The organism is Neptuniibacter sp. QD48_55, from assembly GCF_047778115.1.
Taxonomy (GTDB): Bacteria; Pseudomonadota; Gammaproteobacteria; order Pseudomonadales; family Balneatricaceae; genus Neptuniibacter.
In genome coordinates this window covers 716,687-733,264 of sequence record NZ_CP180555.1, presented here as the reverse complement: position 1 = coordinate 733,264, position 16,578 = coordinate 716,687, and the positions used below count along the sequence as shown (strand labels likewise).

Annotated in this window: 14 protein-coding genes; 8 read left to right on the top strand and 6 right to left on the bottom strand. The window is 44.8% G+C overall.

Annotated features, from left to right (window positions below; genetic code table 11):
* Nucleotides 1-74: 74 nt before the first annotated feature.
* The gene (locus ACMXYW_RS03210) at nt 75-695 is read right to left on the bottom strand and encodes an L-threonylcarbamoyladenylate synthase (protein ID WP_415905202.1); all 621 of its coding nucleotides are present in this window, start codon (nt 693-695) and stop codon (nt 75-77) included.
* A gap of 71 nt (nt 696-766) precedes the next feature.
* On the bottom strand, nt 767-1,603 hold the full coding sequence (locus tag ACMXYW_RS03205; protein WP_415905201.1) for a PHP domain-containing protein: 837 nt from the start codon (nt 1,601-1,603) through the stop codon (nt 767-769).
* Nucleotides 1,604-1,675: 72 nt separating this feature from the next.
* Between ACMXYW_RS03205 and ACMXYW_RS03200 the strand changes: the two genes are divergently transcribed.
* The 3 genes from ACMXYW_RS03200 (at nt 1,676) to ACMXYW_RS03190 (ending at nt 3,358) form a co-directional block, all read left to right on the top strand.
* Nucleotides 1,676-2,224 (top strand): septation protein A, encoded by a 549-nt coding sequence (locus tag ACMXYW_RS03200; RefSeq protein ID WP_415883558.1) that lies wholly within the window; start codon nt 1,676-1,678, stop codon nt 2,222-2,224.
* 11 nt (nt 2,225-2,235) lie between these two features.
* Nucleotides 2,236-2,535: a YciI family protein gene (locus ACMXYW_RS03195; protein WP_415905200.1), complete on the top strand. Its 300-nt coding sequence runs from the start codon at nt 2,236-2,238 to the stop codon at nt 2,533-2,535.
* A gap of 229 nt (nt 2,536-2,764) precedes the next feature.
* Entirely contained in the window at nt 2,765-3,358 is a 594-nt protein-coding gene (locus ACMXYW_RS03190) for an OmpA family protein (RefSeq protein WP_415905199.1), read from the top strand.
* A gap of 121 nt (nt 3,359-3,479) precedes the next feature.
* Here ACMXYW_RS03190 and purL read toward each other — a convergent pair whose 3' ends face one another.
* Nucleotides 3,480-7,382, bottom strand: coding sequence for a phosphoribosylformylglycinamidine synthase (gene purL, locus ACMXYW_RS03185; protein WP_415905198.1), 3,903 nt, complete (start codon nt 7,380-7,382; stop codon nt 3,480-3,482).
* Nucleotides 7,383-7,490: 108 nt separating this feature from the next.
* Between purL and mltF the strand changes: the two genes are divergently transcribed.
* Entirely contained in the window at nt 7,491-8,969 is a 1,479-nt protein-coding gene (gene mltF, locus ACMXYW_RS03180) for a membrane-bound lytic murein transglycosylase MltF (RefSeq protein ID WP_415905197.1), read from the top strand.
* Here mltF and tadA read toward each other — a convergent pair.
* The 3 genes from tadA to guaB all read right to left on the bottom strand — a co-directional run bounded on the left by tadA (nt 8,955) and on the right by guaB (nt 12,684).
* Nucleotides 8,955-9,467 carry a tRNA adenosine(34) deaminase TadA gene (gene tadA, locus ACMXYW_RS03175; RefSeq protein WP_415905196.1) on the bottom strand — a complete coding sequence of 171 codons (513 nt, stop codon included), beginning with the start codon at nt 9,465-9,467 and terminating at the stop codon, nt 8,955-8,957. The two genes, mltF and tadA, sit on opposite strands and share 15 nt — an antisense overlap.
* A gap of 74 nt (nt 9,468-9,541) precedes the next feature.
* Nucleotides 9,542-11,122: a glutamine-hydrolyzing GMP synthase gene (gene guaA / locus ACMXYW_RS03170; RefSeq protein ID WP_415905195.1), complete on the bottom strand. Its 1,581-nt coding sequence runs from the start codon at nt 11,120-11,122 to the stop codon at nt 9,542-9,544.
* 92 nt (nt 11,123-11,214) lie between these two features.
* Nucleotides 11,215-12,684: an IMP dehydrogenase gene (gene guaB / locus ACMXYW_RS03165; RefSeq protein ID WP_415905194.1), complete on the bottom strand. Its 1,470-nt coding sequence runs from the start codon at nt 12,682-12,684 to the stop codon at nt 11,215-11,217.
* 165 nt (nt 12,685-12,849) lie between these two features.
* On the opposite strand from guaB, the gene xseA reads away from it, so the two are divergent.
* The 4 genes from xseA (at nt 12,850) to ACMXYW_RS03145 (ending at nt 16,574) form a co-directional block, all read left to right on the top strand.
* Nucleotides 12,850-14,211: an exodeoxyribonuclease VII large subunit gene (xseA, locus tag ACMXYW_RS03160; protein WP_415905193.1), complete on the top strand. Its 1,362-nt coding sequence runs from the start codon at nt 12,850-12,852 to the stop codon at nt 14,209-14,211.
* Nucleotide 14,212: 1 nt separating this feature from the next.
* Entirely contained in the window at nt 14,213-15,064 is an 852-nt protein-coding gene (locus tag ACMXYW_RS03155; RefSeq protein ID WP_415905192.1) for a peptidoglycan DD-metalloendopeptidase family protein, read from the top strand.
* Between the two features lie 58 nt (nt 15,065-15,122).
* The gene (locus ACMXYW_RS03150) at nt 15,123-15,746 is read left to right on the top strand and encodes an FKBP-type peptidyl-prolyl cis-trans isomerase (RefSeq protein WP_415883548.1); all 624 of its coding nucleotides are present in this window, start codon (nt 15,123-15,125) and stop codon (nt 15,744-15,746) included.
* Nucleotides 15,747-15,815: 69 nt separating this feature from the next.
* Nucleotides 15,816-16,574 (top strand): alpha/beta fold hydrolase, encoded by a 759-nt coding sequence (locus ACMXYW_RS03145; protein WP_415905191.1) that lies wholly within the window; start codon nt 15,816-15,818, stop codon nt 16,572-16,574.
* Nucleotides 16,575-16,578: the final 4 nt, after the last annotated feature.

Here is a 16,578-nt window from a genome sequence, read left to right as displayed (position 1 = left end):
TAAGTAAGCAATTATCTTTATAGTCGATAAATAATCAAGGAAAAATATTTTTAAGAATTAATCAAAAAAACAAATTAACTAAAATCACTTATATCTCCTGCACCTTGCCTAATTATTTCGGGTGCATCTTCAACTAAGTTAATTACGCTGGTCGCCTCCATGCCACAGTAGCCGCCATCAATTACAAGATCCACCTGATGCTGTAATAACTCACGCATTTCATAGGGATCCATCAGTGGCATATCTTCTCCAGGCATAATTAATGAAGTACTCATTATAGGCTCACCCAGCGCTTCCGTTAACGCTAAAGCAATTGCATTATCTGGAATTCTAATCCCTATCGTTCTTCTTTTTGGATGCAATAAACGCCTAGGCACTTCCGAAGTCGCCTTTAAAATAAAGGTAAAAGCACCTGGGGTGTGAGATTTTAATAATCGATAACAGGTATTATCCACTTTAGCATAGGTACTAATTTCACTTAAATCTCGACACACCAAAGTAAAATTATGCTTATCACTTAATTGTCGAATTCGCTTAATACGCTCTAAAGCTGTCTTATCACCAAGATGACAGCCTAATGCATAGGCGCAATCAGTAGGATAGATAACCACGCCACCTTTATTAATGATTTCGACCGCCTGAGATATCAATCGCGCCTGCGGATTTTCTGGGTGTATCTGAAAAAACTGACTCACTATCACACGCCTTACATAAAACTATTCTTATACAATCTATTATTTATTAAATAAGCAAAAGCAACAAACATTTAATTCAATAATCGCTCAAGAACATGCTGTCCCTCAAATTTTATCGGAGGGTATTTACCTAAATTAGTCCACCCTTGAGAAGGCGCATGAAAATCACTACCTGCAGAGAGCAATAAATTATTTTCCTTTGCAATTCTGAGCAGATGATAATGATGATCTGGTGTAACCCCAGGGTAAGAAACCTCTATTGCTTCGCCACCACAACCAACAAAGTCAGCAATAACTAAACGCAGTTTAGTAAAAGTCATCTTATACTTTGTTGGATGCGCCAAAACTGCAATACCTCCAGCAGCTTTGATCACACCCACCGTTTCAGAAAGCTCTGGCCATGCCATTTTGACATCACCTTTTTTGCCAATGCCTAAATATTTTTTGAAAGCCTGCTGCTCATTTGCAACCGCACCTTGTTCCCGTAAAGCTCGCGCAAAATGGGGGCGACCAATACTTCCCTGCCCTGCAAATTGTTTTGCTTGCTCAAATACATCAGGCAAGCCCATAGAAACTAATTGCTGACTAATTTTCTTTGAACGCTCTATTCGAAGATTAGATAAATTCGAAAGATACGACTTTAAACAGCCGGACTCTAAATCAACACCTAATCCTACAATATGAATAACTCGACCATTCCAAAGGCAGGTTAGTTCGGTACCCGTAATAATCTTAATTTCTGCAGGGTTTTCAGCCTGCAAAATTTTAACCCCAGCCACCGTGTCATGATCAGTTAAAGCTAGAACATCAATATTATTGTTTTTTGCCAACTCTAGTAATTCTATAGGGGACAAGGCACCGTCTGACGCAGTAGAATGACAATGCAAATCGTAGTGTGGTAATTCCATATTTTTCACTCTATCTATAAAGAGCTATAACGTTCTTTGTATTTTACCTTAAACGGACTGATTTCAACGACTATGAAGCTGTTACTCGATTTTTTACCTATTATTATCTTTTTCATCGTCTATAAGGCAACAAACGACATCATTTTAGCCACCGCAATCCTAATACCAGCTACGCTGCTCCAAATGCTGTACACATGGATAAAAACGCACACTATCGAAAAGATGCAGCTAGTCACTCTAGTTTTAGTTGTTCTTTTAGGTGGGGCAACGGTTGCCTTTCAGGATAAAACCTTTATCCAGTGGAAACCCACTGTTGTTAACTGGTTATTTGGCTTAGCCTTTTTAGGCAGCCAATTTATTGGTCAAAAAACAATTGTTGAACGCCTTATGGGTAGCAATATATCCCTCCCGGCGTTCGCTTGGAAAAACCTTAATATTGCTTGGGTTATATTTTTCGTACTGATGGGCATTATTAATCTATTTGTCGCCTACAGTTTTAGCGAAGAAATCTGGGTTAACTTTAAATTATTCGGCATGCTTGGTCTCACCCTTGTCTTTATTATTGCACAAGGCTTTTACCTATCACGCCACATTGAAAATACCGAAAATAACGATCAGTAGCAGGAGACCTTATGTTTTACGCTATTATTTCCGAAGATGTTGAGAACAGCCTAGAAAAAAGACTGGCAGCCCGCCCAGACCACCTAGCGAGACTGAATCAACTCAACGAAGAAGGCCGCTTACTTATAGCTGGCCCACACCCTGCTATTGATAGCGAAGACCCAGGCGAAGCTGGTTTTAGCGGCAGTTTGGTTGTTGCAGAATTCAATTCACTGCAAGAAGCTCAAGCTTGGGCAGACAAAGACCCTTATATAGAAGCAGGGGTATATGCCAAAGTGGTAGTAAAACCCTATAAAAAAGTATTACCATAACAACAGAATATAGAGAAAATCTGCAACTAAAGTGCACAGTTTGCATTCAAAAATGGGTAACTATCCCTATCAGCCCATCAAGAATAAGGGCTTTTATCAGACAATAGTCAAAAGATAGTACAAAATATTGGAATGTTTATACTATGTTCAGCTTAGAAAAGTTGTAATAAGCAGATTATTTCTTACAATTCTAAGATACAGAACCCCAATCGTATTTAAGGACAGCAAAATGAAAAAATTCGCAATTGCTTCAGGCCTAGTAATGGCTATGGGTTTGGCTACTGGTGCACAAGCACACCCAGACAACGCAGGTTACTGGGACGAAACTCCGAACGCTACAGTTTGGAAAACTGGTTCAGGTGGCTGCTGGCGTCACGGCTTCTGGGAAGAAGCTAATGCTATCGAAGGTTGTGAAGGCTACAAAGCACCAGCTGCTCCTGCTCCAGAGCCAGCTCCAGCTCCAGCTCCAATGGCTACTGTTGAGAAGCACATCGTGTACTTCGACTTCGATAGCTCTAACGCTGGCGATGTAAGCGATATTTCTAGCTACATCAACTCTCTTAAGTCTGTAACTAGCGTAAACCTAGTTGGTCACGCTGACCGCATCGGTGCGAGCGCATACAACGACGCTCTATCTATGAAGCGTGTAAACGCAGTTTCTGAAGCTCTACAAGCTGGCGGAGTAAACAGCTCTGTAATCAGCACTGGCTACATGGGTGAAAACGCTCCTGCTAAATCTTGCGATGGCCAGCGCGGCGCTAACCTAATCGACTGCCTACGTGCTAACCGTCGTGTAGAAGTTGAGATTTCTGGTACTAAGTAATTTCTTAATACCTTTATAAAAAGGCGCTCATTGAGCGCCTTTTTTTCTCCAGTTTTGAGACTTCCTGAAAAGAAAAAATAAAAAAGGCAGCCGTAGCTGCCTTTGTATCAAATGTAGGAATTTAACCTACCCAAACTCGTGCGTTGCGGAACATGCGCATCCACGCACCATCCTCAGACCATTCATCTGGCGCCCAACTGTTAGTTACTGAACGGAAAACTCGCTCAGGGTGTGGCATCATAATAGTCACGCGACCGTCAGTAGTTGTAACACCTGTAATACCTTCTGGCGAACCATTCGGGTTAGCAGGGTAAATCTCTGTTGGCTGGCCGTAGTTATCCACATAACGTAGAGCCACTGTATCAGATGACTTAAGTCCCGCTAGGTGTGTTTCATCTTTGAATTCTGCGCGACCTTCGCCATGCGCTACAGCGATTGGCATACGAGAACCTGCCATACCCTGCAAGAACACAGACCTAGAATCTTGAACTTCTACCATAGCAACACGTGCTTCAAACTGCTCTGAAACGTTACGTACGAAGTGCGGCCATAAGTCAGAGCCAGGAATCAATTCATGCAAGTTAGACAGCATCTGACAACCGTTACAGATACCTAATGCAAACGTGTCTTCGCGGTTAAAGAACTGCTGGAATTGATCACGTGCACGCGCGTTAAATAGGATCGATTTAGCCCAACCTTCACCTGCACCCAACACGTCACCATACGAGAAGCCACCACAAGCAACCAGACCTTTAAACTGATCAAGCTCAACGCGACCAGAAAGGATATCACTCATATGGACATCAACAGCTGCAAAACCAGCACGATCAAACGCCGCGCCCATTTCAATCTGACCGTTCACACCCTGTTCACGAACAATAGCCATCTGCGGGCGTGTACCCGTCTGAATAAATGGTGCAGCAACATCTTCATTCTGATCAAACGTAAGCTCAGCATTCAGGCCCGGATCTTGTTTATCAAGAATACGGTCAAATTCTTGCTGTGCACATTCAGAGTTATCACGCAGAGATTGAATCTGATAAGAAGTCTCAGCCCACCAGCGCTGCAGCTGTACACGGGACTCAGAATAGATCTCTTCCTCATCGAAGTGGAAACGAATCTCATCATCCAAGTTAGTAGAACCTACAACCTGAGCAATATCTCCAAGACCTGCGGCATTTAGCTCAGTGAGAACCGCTTCTAAGCTATCACGCTTAACCTGAATAACGGCACCTAGCTCTTCAGCAAACAATGCTGCAGCCAACTCACTCTCTTCACCAGCAAGCATATCTAGATTTAGATCTACGCCGGTTTTACCAGCAAATGCCATCTCAGCGATCGTCGCAAATAGACCGCCATCAGCACGGTCATGGTATGCAAGGATTTGACCTTGCTCGTTTAGCTCTTGAATCGCTGTAAAGAACGCTACAAGCTGCTCTGGCTGATCAACATCAGGAACATCTTGACCGACTTCGTTATAAACCTGAGCTAATGCAGAAAGACCAATACGGTTTTTACCATTACCTAGATCCAAAAGAATCAGGTCAGTTTCACCTTGATCAGTACGTAGCTGAGGAGTCAATGTTTTACGTGTATCAGTTACTGGAGCAAAACCTGAAATAATCAGAGACATAGGCGCTGTTACAGACTTCTGCTCGCCTTCATCTTCCCAAACCGTGCGCATAGACATTGAGTCTTTACCCACAGGGATAGTAATACCTAGCTGTGGACACAGTTCCATGCCCACAGCTTTTACTGTGTCATATAGTTTTTCATCTTCACCTGGGTGGCCAGCAGCACACATCCAGTTTGCAGACAGCTTAATATCTTTAATGTTGCCGATACGAGCTGACGCAATGTTAGTAACAGTCTCACCAATCGCCATACGACCAGACGCTGGAGAATCAACCAATGCAAGCGGGGTACGCTCACCCATGGCCATCGCTTCACCAGCATATGTATCGTAAGCAGCAGTCGTTACCGCACAGTTAGCCACAGGAACCTGCCAAGGACCAACCATTTGATCACGCGCTACTTGACCAGTAATAGAACGATCACCAATAGTGATCAAGAAAGACTTAGAAGCTACCGCAGGCAGTTTCATTACGCGCTCAGCCGCATCTTTAAGATCGATAGAGCTCGTATCGAAAGCCGGTACTTCGTAAGCTTTTCGCTCGATTGAACGGTGCATTTTTGGTGGCTTACCAAACAACACGCTCATTGGCAGATCAACTGGCTTATTATCGAAGTGAGTATCACCAAGCGTTAAGTGCATCTCTTCGATCGCTTCACCTACAACAGCGTATGGGCAACGCTCTCGCTCACAGATAGCTTCGAAGCGAGCCATATCAGCTGGAGCCACCGCCATAACATAACGCTCTTGCGCTTCGTTACACCAGATAGCCAACGGCGACATGCCTGGCTCATCATTGTTCACATTACGCAGTTCGAAATTAGCACCACGATTACCATCACCTACCAATTCAGGGAAGGCATTGGAAAGACCACCTGCACCTACATCATGGATAAATGCGATTGGGTTTTCATCACCCAACTGCCAGCACTGGTCGATAACTTCTTGGCAACGACGCTCAAGCTCAGGGTTATCACGCTGCACAGAGGCGAAATCAAGATCAGCAGTGGAAGAACCTGATGTCATAGAAGATGCAGCACCACCGCCTAGACCAATCTGCATTGCTGGACCACCAAGGCAGATCAGCTTAGCACCTACTGGGATTTCACCCTTTTCAACGTGCTCATCACGAATGTTACCTAAACCACCTGCAATCATGATTGGCTTGTGGTAACCACGAACTTCTTCACCCGCAGCGCCGTTTACTTTCTGTTCGAAAGTACGGAAGTAACCTGTTAGCGCAGGACGACCAAATTCATTGTTAAATGCAGCACCACCAATAGGGCCTTCGATCATAATATCCAGAGGTGTCACAATACGCTCTGGCTTACCGTATTTAGATTCCCATGGCTGCTCAAAACCAGGAATATTTAGATCAGACACGGTGAAACCAGTCAGACCAGCTTTCGGCTTAGAACCTTTACCGGTCGCACCTTCATCACGAATTTCACCACCTGAGCCTGTTGCTGCACCTGAGTGTGGAGCAATAGCAGTTGGGTGGTTGTGAGTTTCAACTTTCATCAGGATCTGAATATCTTCCTGATTATAGCTGTACTCTTTGCTGTCCGGTTTAGGGAAGAATCGACCCGCTTTAGAACCAACCATTACCGCAGCGTTATCTTTATATGCCGACAGTACGTTCTCGCCACCCATTTCATTGGTGTTACGAATCATGGCAAACAGCGATTTCTCCTGCGCTTCGCCATCGATATCCCATGAAGCGTTAAAGATCTTGTGACGGCAGTGCTCAGAGTTCGCCTGAGCAAACATCATCAATTCAACATCCGTCGGATTACGATCTAGCTCAATAAAGCTTTCAACTAGGTAATCAATCTCATCTTCAGCTAACGCAAGGCCAAGGTCAGTATTCGCTGCAACCAACGCTTCACGACCGCCACCTAAAATATCTACAGTCGTCAGTGGCTTAGGTTCTTCTTCTAAGAAAAGCGAAGAGGCGTCATCTATACTTGGCAATACAGCTTCAACCATGCGATCGAACAATGCAGCCTGTACTGCTTCTACTTCAGCATCAGTCAGATCTTTAGATGATTGAACGTAGTATGCAATACCACGCTCCAGACGCTTGATTGCTGACAAGCCACAGTTGTGAGCGATATCAGTTGCCTTCGACGACCAAGGCGATATAGTGCCCGGGCGAGGAACAACTAAGAACAGCTGACCCGCTGGCTCCTGAGCTTCAGCTTTTGGTCCGTAACGTAAAATACGTTCCAATACTTTTTGCTCATCGTCCGATAAAGCTTGTGACAAATCGGAAAAATGCATAAATTCAGCATATAGGCCTGTTACAGCAGGAACTGAAGACTGAATAACGGTAAGTAACTTTTCATGACGAAAAGCAGAAAGAGCAGGTGCTCCGCGCAGTGCCAGCATCTCTAATAGAGCCTCTTGATAGCTGCCAATATAAAGCAGTAGTTACAGGAGAAATATAAGTAGTGAATTTTACCGAAACAGCCAGTTGGATACCAGAAAAGCAGTACAATGTTTGATATTAGACGCAAAAAAGATGCAGCATATGCTCTGGTTATTTTTCTTTTGTTCTGCATTCCGGGCTTATTGAGCTGGAATAGCAAAACTCAGCTAGGCGCAATCATAGAATCTGGCGCGATAAAACTCGTCACACGCAACTCACCGAACACATATTTTATCGAAAAAGGTAAACCTGCAGGCTTTGAATACGATTTAGCTAAAGCTTATGCCGATTACCTTGGAGTAGAACTAGAATTGGTTCTTCCTGATGATTTCAGCTCTATTTTCACGACGATGAGCGCACGTGATGGTCATATCGCGGGCTCCATGCTTACGATTACCGATGAACGCCAAGAAAAATTTGAGTTCACCCAACCCTATCTCAAAACCACGACCACACTGATATACCGTCAAACCAAAGGCAAAAAAGCCCCCAAAGACATTTCCGATCTACTTAAACCGGGTAAAAAATTGGTCGTACTAGCCAATAGCAGCCATGCAGAACTCTTACAAGACCTTAAAGTTCAGTATCCAGAATTAACTTGGGACGAAACCAGTACTTTTTCTTCTACTGAATTAATGGAACAAGTACAAAACAAAGAGATAGACTACACAGTCGTTGATGCTGTTACTTTCGACAGCCAAAAAACCTTTTTCCCAGGCCTTAAAAAAGGCTTTGATCTCGACGAGCCGCAACCCCTAGCCTGGATGCTATCACCTCATCACGACCAAACTTTGCGCGATTCCATTAACCGCTTCCTTGCCCTTGAAAGCACCCAAACTCTGATAGAGTCACTAAAAGAAAAATATTTTAATCGCAGTAATCCACTTAATTTCTACGACACCACTACCTTCAAGAAGGATATGCAAACACGCTTTCCGAAGATCGAACAGTATTTCCTTATGGCTGAACAAGAAACAGGGATAGACTGGCAGATATTAGCATCCATTGCATACCAAGAATCTCACTGGGATCCAAAAGCAGTCTCCCCTACAGGTGTCAAAGGAATAATGATGCTAACCAATGCTGCAGCTAAAGAGGTTAATGTCACCGACCGGACAGACCCCATGCAAAGTATTATCGGCGGTGCTCATTATCTTGTAATCGTAAAGAAGAAAATTCCAGATCGCATTCCTGATCCTGACCACTTGTGGTTTGCACTCGCTGGTTACAACGTAGGTTACGGTCACTTAGAAGATGCGCGTGTATTGACCTCAAGAGCCGGGCTAAACCCCGATAAGTGGGATGATGTAAAAAAACACCTTCCCCTATTAACTCAAGAAAGACATTACAGCACTGTCCGTTACGGTTATGCACGCGGGTACGAACCTGTGCACTATGTCAGTAATATTCGAAAATACATGAAGCTACTTAGCTGGGAGATGCAAGTTCTCCAAACCAAGCGACAAGACGAAGAAGCAGATCTAAACCCAGACCATGAAAGCTGGGATAAAGGACAAGTAGTCGAGGATCTTCTACCCGCCCTTTAGTAGGTTTTGCTTTTTAGCTAATTTTTCAGCCTTGATTTCGGCACGACGACGCTTGAAGAACGCACTAATTTTCTCGCTGCAACGCTCGGCTAATACACCAGCCTCAACCTCAACGCGATAATTCATCCAAGCCTGATCAAGCAGTTGACCATTACTCTGAACAGCTCCAGCTTTAGCTTCAACCGCCCCAAAAACAACACGACGAATACGAGAATGAACGATCGCACCGGTACACATAGTGCAAGGCTCGATCGTTACATAGAGGTCCGCACCGACCAACCTGTAGTTACCAACATTAGCCGCCGCATCTCTCAGCGCCAGTATCTCAGCGTGCGCAGTTGGATCATGACCACTGATCGGCTTATTCCAGCCTCTGCCAATTATCTCACCATCCAAAACAACGATAGCGCCAACTGGTACTTCGTTAATTTCTTCAGCTCGATCCGCCAGCAGTAAAGCCTCTTCCATCCAGCGCTCATCTATCTCTCGCTGATCCATTCACCTTTCTCCAAACACTAAAAAGCCTGCACAAGAGCAGGCTTTTTATCATAACAATTCAGCTTTAAGAATACTTATTCCCACTCAATTGTTGCAGGTGGCTTAGAGCTCACATCGTAAGTAACACGAGAAACTTTAGGGATCTCATTAATGATACGACTAGATACAGTTTCTAGCAGCTCATATGGCAGGTGAGCCCAACGCGCTGTCATGAAGTCAATAGTTTCTACCGCACGAATAGCAATAACGTATTCGTAACGACGACCATCTCCCACAACACCTACAGATTTAACCGGTAGGAATACCGCAAATGCCTGACTTGTCTTATGATACCAATCAGCTTTATGCAGCTCTTCAATAAAGATCGCATCTGCTTCACGCAAGATATCAGCATATTCTTTTTTAACTTCACCCAGAATACGCACACCCAAACCTGGCCCTGGGAACGGATGACGGTAAACCATATCGTATGGAAGACCCAGTTCAAGACCCAGCTTACGCACTTCGTCCTTAAACAGCTCACGTAGCGGCTCAACTAGCTCAAACTGCATATCTTCAGGTAGACCACCCACATTGTGGTGAGACTTAATCACATGCGCCTTACCCGTCTTCGCAGCAGCAGACTCAATTACGTCTGGATAGATAGTACCCTGCGCTAGGAAGTTAACATCAGTTAGCTTAGTCGCTTCGTCATCGAATACTTCAATGAAAGTATTACCGATAATCTTACGCTTCTTCTCTGGGTCGTTTTCACCTTCCAAACGACCTAGGAATAGATCTTCAGCATCAGCACGGATAACGCGAACACCCATGTTCTTAGCGAACATGTCCATTACCTGATCGCCTTCCTGCTTACGCAGAAGACCGTTATCAACAAATACACAAGTTAGCTGATCGCCAATCGCCTTGTGAAGCAATGCTGCAACAACAGAAGAATCAACGCCACCGGATAGACCTAGAAGCACCTTCTGGTCACCCACCTGCTCGCGTACTTTTTCGATTTGGTCTGCAATGATGTTTGCAGAGTTCCATAGCGCTTCCGTACCACAAATCTCAACAACAAAACGCTCAAGGATACGACCGCCCTGTTTAGTGTGTGTCACCTCAGGGTGGAACTGAACACCAAAGAACTGCTTCTCAGGATTGCACATAGCTGCAATCGGAGCAGATTCAGTCGATGCAATTACTGCAAAGCCTTCTGGTAATTGAGTAACTTTATCGCCATGGCTCATCCATACATCTAGAGACAGAGCACCGTTGTTTGCAACGTGATCTTCAATACCCTCAAGTAGACGGCTTGGGCTGCTTTCTAAACGGACCTGAGCATAACCAAATTCACGCTTATCGGATGTAGAAACTTCACCGCCCATCTGAGCAGCCATTGTCTGCATGCCGTAGCAAATACCCAACACAGGCACATCGAGGTTAAATACAACCTCAGGAGCACGAGGTGAATCACCTTCAGTAACAGACTCTGGGCCACCAGCAAGGATAATACCTTTAGGCGCAAACTCACGGATATCGTCTTCAGACATATCCCAAGCGTGAATTTCACAGTAAACACCGATTTCACGTACACGACGTGCAATTAACTGCGTGTACTGAGAACCAAAATCTAGAATCAGAATTCGTTGAGCGTGAATATCTTTGGTCATAACCTTCAATCTCTTCACTTTGCGACATTAGCGTCGCCGCAAAAAAAAAAGGGGGCGGATTCTATCCACCCCTCTTTTCAGAGTTTATTTACTTAGCTTACGCGGTAGTTTGGCGCTTCTTTAGTGATGCTCACATCGTGAACATGACTTTCGCTCATACCCGCGTTAGTGATACGTACAAATTCTGGAACTGTACGCATAGTTTGAATATCGCCACTACCGGTGTAGCCCATCGCTGCACGCAAGCCACCTACTAACTGGTGAACTACGCCGCCCATTGGACCCTTACAAGGTACACGACCCTCAATACCTTCTGGCACCAACTTCTCAACGCCTTTAGAAGCATCTTGGAAGTAACGGTCAGAAGAACCTGAAGATTGACCCATAGCACCTAGAGAACCCATGCCGCGGTAAGACTTGAATGCTCGACCTTGGAATAGTTCAACTTCACCTGGTGCTTCATCAGTACCCGCTAGCATAGAACCAACCATAATCGCAGATGCACCCGCAACAATTGCCTTAGCTAGGTCACCAGAGAAACGTACACCACCATCAGCGATAACTGGAACACCACGCTCAGCCATAGCAGTAGCAACATTAGCTACAGCACTGATCTGAGGCACACCAACACCTGCAACGATACGTGTAGTACAGATAGAACCAGGGCCGATACCAACTTTAACGCCATCAGCACCTGCATCAGCTAGCGCAATTGCTGCTTCAGCAGTAGCAATGTTACCGCCAATCACTTGAACCTGTGGGTAAGTCTGTTTAACCCAAGCAACGCGATCAATAACACCTTTAGAGTGGCCGTGTGCAGTATCAACAATAACTACGTCAACGCCAGCTTCTACAAGTGCGGTTACACGATCAGGTGTTTCAGGGCCAGTACCTACTGCAGCACCAACGATCAAACGACCTTTAGCATCTTTAGCAGCATTAGGATGAGACTGAGCCTTATTCATATCCTTAACTGTCATCATGCCTTGTAGTTTGAAGGCATCATCAACAACTAGGATTTTTTCAATACGGTGCTTACGAAGCAGATTGCGAACTTCATCAGGGTCTGCACCCTCTTTTACTGTTACCAAACGCTCTTTTGGCGTCATGATAGAAGCAACAGTCGCATCCAGCTTACGTTCAAAACGGAAATCACGGTCAGTCACAATACCAACCAGATCGTCGCCATCAACTACAGGGAAGCCGGAGAAACCAACTTCAGTAGACAGCTGACGTAGTTCACCTACAGTCATAGTAGAGCTGCAAGTTACAGGGTCACTTACAACACCTGCTTCATATTTTTTAACGCGACGAACTTCAGCAGCTTGCTGCTCAATTGTCAGGTTCTTATGGATGATCCCGATACCGCCTTCCTGCGCCATAGCTATAGCCAGACCGGATTCAGTCACGGTATCCATAGCAGCAGAGACCAAAGGAATATTCAGTTGAATACCTTTAGTCAGTTGAGTTTTCAGTGAAACGTCCTTTGGCAGTACTTCAGAGTAGCCCGGAACCAGCAACACATCGTCAAAAGTGAGTGCTTCCTCAGCAATTCGCAACATTCTTTGCCAGCCTGTGTAGTAAGTAAAATTTAAACGGAAAATTATACAGAAATTAGCCTTTTGTCTCAATCTAAAACTTGTAAATTACAGGGTAATTACGGCCTAGTTTTCATTTTTTTTGCTTTCGGATGCAGTAACACGATTAGATCGTTTAATATGAGGGCCATGCAGAACTTAAATAGCTTTAAATCTGGCACTCAATCCCATGCGATCAGTGTCTCCGAACTGAATAGACAAGCACGCACTTTGCTTGAGCGATCATTTCTTACCATTCAAGTAGAAGGCGAAATCTCTAACTTTGTTCGCCCTAGTTCTGGCCATTGGTATTTCACTCTTAAAGATGACAAAGCCCAAGTACGCTGCGCCATGTTTAAGAACCGCAACCAAGTGTTAAGCAAGCAACCCAAACAAGGGGACAAAGTTATTGTCCGCGCTAAAGTTAGCTTGTATGAAGGCCGTGGCGACTATCAATTAATCTGCGACTTTCTAGAACCCGCTGGCAGTGGCCAACTTCAAGTTGCTTTTGAAGAGCTGAAGAACAAACTCTTAAAAGAGGGTTTGTTTGACAGCAAACAAAAACAAGCACTTCCGGAACACCCCAAACATATTGGCATCGTTACCTCACCTACAGGTGCGGCAGTACACGATATTTTAACGGTACTAAAAAGGCGCTTCCCTGGTTTGCCAGTCACTATTTATCCGACAGCCGTACAAGGCGAAGATGCCCCGCAACAAATCTGCAAAGCGATAATTTTGGCTGAAGCGCACCAAGTTTGTGACGTTCTCGTCGTGGGGCGCGGCGGAGGCTCACTTGAAGATCTGCAAGCTTTCAATAACGAACAAGTCGCTCGCACCTTATTTGACTGTGAAATACCCACTATCAGCGCAGTAGGGCATGAAGTTGATGTGGTCATTACAGACTTTATAGCCGATATCCGCGCAGCGACCCCCTCCGCTGCTGCAGAATTAGTCAGCCCAGACCAACAAGAGCTACAACTACGCTTAAATCAGCTCAGCCTTCGACTTAAGCGCCAACAAAAGCAACAGCTTTTTACCGCCAAGCAGCAACTTTCGAATTTACAGAGTCGATTACGCCATCCTGGCCAGATTTTAAAAGAACAAGCTCAACGCTTGGATCATGTAGAGCTAAAACTGAACAATCAAATCAGACGCATCATCGCGCAAAAGCAGATCAAATATCAGCACTTGGAAGGGCGTTTAAAGGCTCAGTCACCTGAACAGCTGTTGCTACGCAGGGAAGAACAGCTTCACTCGCTGCATCAACGCCTTAAGCAGGCATGCCAATCAAGTTTAAAAAGTCAGCAATTAAAACTTTCTTCGCTGGCGAGCCAGTTACAAACTGTTAGCCCACTTGCTACGCTAGAGCGAGGCTACTCCATCACCAAAGATAGTGACAAAAAAGTTATTCAATCAGCCTCTGATGTTGTCAGCGGACAAAAAATAGAAGTTCAATTACACAAAGGACAACTTCACTGCAGCGTAGATGAAGTCATCACGGAACATTAATATGATCAGAAAAGCATTCACCAAATCACTTCTACTTTGTACAGGCTTATGCGCTTTCAGCATCAATGCGCAAGCTCTAGAACTTCCAACCGAAAGCCGTGTACCTGGCGGCGTTGCCATTTTACCGCTTGAAGGCCTAACATCAGCTATCGCGCCATCCGCTTGGTATAAGGGAAACCGCGTTATGGTGTTACCTTCAACAGATACTGCATACGCGGATACTAGCAAATGGATCGCTGTGGCAGGCATCCCATTAAGCGCCAAACCAGACAAGAAACAGCACCTAAGAGCGGACGGAACCTCGTATTACTTTCAGGTTGAGGACAAAGAGTACAAAGCACAGTATCTAACCATCAAAAACAAACGCCACGTAGAACCTGATCCTGAAGATGTAAAGCGCTGGCGCCGCGAAAAAGCTAAAATGGTCGCGGCTTACAAACATTGGAGTGAACCTGAGCAATTACCGACTCGGTTTGTTATCCCGGCTAAAGGCCCTTATAGCAGCCCATTTGGCTTAAAACGTTTTTATAACAAACAGCCTCGCAACCCTCACAGCGGATTAGATATTGCAGCACCTAAAGGCACGCCAATTACCGCACCATCTGCAGGCACCGTTGTAGACACCGGGCACTACTTCTTTAATGGCAAAACAGTCATTATTGATCATGGTTACGGCATGACAACGATGTACTGCCATATGAGTAAAATTGATGTAAAAATCGGTGACGTACTTCAAACAGGTGACAAGCTTGGAGAGATAGGATCAACAGGCCGCTCCACAGGACCACATCTTCATTGGGGTGTAAGCTTGAATAATACACGCGTCGACCCCATATTGTTTTTAAGCAAATAATTTTCTATAGCGAGCAACTAGATTGCTCGCTTTTTTTTGACTCAACGAGACTCAATAAATGTCTGATCTTCAATTTGAAACACTAGAACAGAAAGCGAGCTACGGTATCGGCCGTCAAATGGGCGACCAGCTAGCACAACAGCCATTCGAAGGCATGGACCTAAATGCTATCTCCGCAGGTATCGCTGATTCTTTCAACGGCGAAGCAATGCGCGTAGAAGTTCAAGAGATCCAAGAAGCGTTCAACGTAATCAACGAACGTCTTCGTGCAGCTCAAGAAGCACAAGCTAAAGAAGCAGCTGCGGCAGGTGAAGAATTCCTAGCAGAAAATGCTAAACGCGAAGGCGTTGTTGTTCTTGAATCAGGCCTACAGTACGAAATCATCGAAGCAGGTGAAGAAGGCGACAAACCTTCTCGCGAGTCTACTGTTCGTACTCACTACCACGGTACTTTCACTGACGGTAAAGTATTCGACAGTTCTTACGATCGCGGTCAACCAGCAGAATTCCCTGTTGGCGGCGTAATCGCTGGCTGGACTGAAGCTCTTCAGCTAATGAACAAAGGCGCTAAATGGAAGCTATTTATCCCTTACAACCTAGCTTACGGCGAGCAAGGTTCTCCAGGTGGCATCCCTCCTTACTCTGCGCTTGTATTTGACGTAGAGCTACTAGATATTCTGTAATATCTAAGTAAGTTAATACCCAAGGCGGCCCTGACTTATCAGCGCCGCCTTTATTTTGAGTAATAGATAATGAAACTGAACTATCAGATTCACGGCGAAGGTGAACCTTTAATTATTTTGCATGGCCTGTTTGGCACCCTTGAAAACTGGGGCGCTCAAATCAAAGTTCTGTCAGAGCACTTCCAAGTAATCGCTGCCGACATGAGAAATCACGGTCGCTCTCCACACTCGGCGGAGATCGACTACGAACTAATGGCTAGTGATATCGCTGAATTGATGCAGGATCTAAAGCTAAACAAAGCCCACATTATCGGCCACTCAATGGGCGGTAAAACAGCAATGCAATTTGCTATTACTCATCCCGAACTCGTAGCAAAGCTGGTGATTGTTGATATAGCCCCAGTGGAATATACACCCCATCATGACGATGTATTCAAAGGGCTATTTTCTGTTGATCTAACATCCCTTAAATCCCGTGGCGATGCTGATAAACAACTTTCAGCTTATGTCGATGAATTGGGTGTTAGAGCATTCCTGCTGAAGAATCTCTACCGCACTGAAGATAAGAAATTTGCATGGCGTATGAACTTAGACGCACTGCACAGCCAATACTCAAACATTAGCGCAGCTCCTCAAGGTAACCCCTATACAAATCCAGTCCTATTTATTAAGGGCGCAAAATCAGATTATCTACTACCCAAATATCGCGATGCGGTTTTAGGTCTATTCCCTAAGGCAGATTACAAAATCATCCAAGAAGCTGGCCATTGGCCGCACGCAGAAAAACCGGCTGAATTTACACAGCTCATATTGGATTATTTACGGTAGGAAA